This window comes from Bacillus sp. SG-1, from assembly GCF_000181495.1.
In the GTDB taxonomy this organism is placed as follows: Bacteria; Bacillota; Bacilli; order Bacillales; family Bacillaceae_B; genus Rossellomorea.
This window is the reverse complement of sequence record NZ_ABCF01000165.1, coordinates 1-1,585: the sequence shown is the minus strand read 5'-3', so window position 1 is coordinate 1,585 and position 1,585 is coordinate 1. Positions and strand designations below refer to the sequence as shown.

Genomic DNA, 1,585 nt, shown 5'->3' with positions numbered 1-1,585 from the left:
GAATCGGTTTAGTCAAAAAGTGGGTTAAATTATAGGTTGTAAGGCAATCGAGGGAATCACCAGCAAATATATGAACAATGGAGTCCAGTGTCTGCTCCCGATCACAAACGATCATCAACAAAAGCAGCTGGAAACTCTGCCTGTAGCTCTCCTATTTCACGAAAAAAAGAAGCCCGATAAAGGCTTCAATTACTTCTTATTATTCAAATGCTTTTTAATCTTGAAGTGCATGGCAACCATCCTGATTCCTGAACCAAAATCAAGTGTGGCCAGCAGCACCATCAGATAAGAGAAAAATCCCCAACCATGGTCATTTACATTTCTGACTGCAAAGTACGTAAATAGAACCCCGAGGAGGATGTAAAGTATGCCGCTGAACAAAGGTGATCTCCTCATAAAAATAATCCTCCTATAAATCCTTGAATTTTCTCCGCTTCTTCAATCATCCGCTCAATATCTTCCCTAAAGATGGACTGCATCAGAACCACAAGTGAATTCATTGATACATGGGCAATGATCGGCACGATGATCCTCTTTGTTTTTACATAAAGGAAGGCAAAAGTGAAGCCCATTGCGGAATATAACAGAACATGCTCAGGCTCAAAGTGCGCGAAGGCGAAGATGACCGAGCTGATCAGCGCGGATATGATGAATGAAAAGCGTTCATATAACACACCGAAGATGATTTTCCTGAATACGATCTCTTCCAGGATCGGCCCAATGACCGCAGCAACAATCATTGCCAACGGCACGGTATCTATAATGTTAACAATGGTTTTCGTGTTTTCCGATCCCATCTCAATGCCCATCAGGCTTTCGATGTTGATGGCTATAGACTGTGCGAAGAACGCCATGAATATTCCGGCAATCGCCCATAAAGCAGAGAATCCTGCTGACATCGGAGCTTGCCTGTCAAGCCGGGTCGATGACTCTGTTTTCCGTAAAATAGCCCAGACCACAAGCAGTGTAATCGAAAATGAAAGAACCAGCCAATAGCCGGGTACAATCGCTTCTGCCCGCTCGCTCGATTGATTGAACCAATTCACGAGCATGTAGTACAACAAGGGGATCCCGAGAATGCTGGAAATCTGCATGATGATATAGGCAATAAGAACATATCCGTAATGTTTTTTCAACGTGATGTCTCCTTATATAGAATCTGTATTTACGATTCTTATTAGCTTCCGCTTTTCTTTACAATTCTACTAATAAAGGACCGTTTTCGCAAAGAAAGTGGTTTCTTTCTTTTATACGAATGAGCATGTCTGATAAGAACCTTAAATTGAAGATTTTCAAGAAAAGGAGATGTGTATCTGGATTTTCGAAATAGATACATAAGCTATACATATAAAAGAAGGCAGGGGAAGAAGATACATGAGTTCTCTGATATGCAAGTAGTTATGTATGCAGAAAGCCTGGGCTGGCCAAAACATCGGGGGAAAGGTATCAGAAGTCCCCCATCAGAATGGTCGGTGTACCTTTGATATGAGGGAGTCCGTTCACCTGCCCAAAAAATTTCAGTATACAAAACCTCTGTCCCACATAAAATAAGAGGGTGTGCTTTTTCGGGAAATTTGACGAAAAA

Annotated in this window: 2 protein-coding genes; both read right to left on the bottom strand. The window is 41.8% G+C overall.

Annotated elements, in window-relative coordinates; genetic code table 11:
* Window positions 1-189: 189 nt before the first annotated feature.
* Window positions 190-396 (bottom strand): YdiK family protein, encoded by a 207-nt coding sequence (locus tag BSG1_RS19435; protein ID WP_006838958.1) that lies wholly within the window; start codon window positions 394-396, stop codon window positions 190-192.
* Complete coding sequence (locus tag BSG1_RS19430; protein WP_006838957.1) at window positions 393-1,136, bottom strand: CPBP family intramembrane glutamic endopeptidase; 744 nt, start codon at window positions 1,134-1,136, stop codon at window positions 393-395. Before BSG1_RS19430 ends, BSG1_RS19435 begins: the two co-directional genes overlap by 4 nt.
* Window positions 1,137-1,585: the final 449 nt, after the last annotated feature.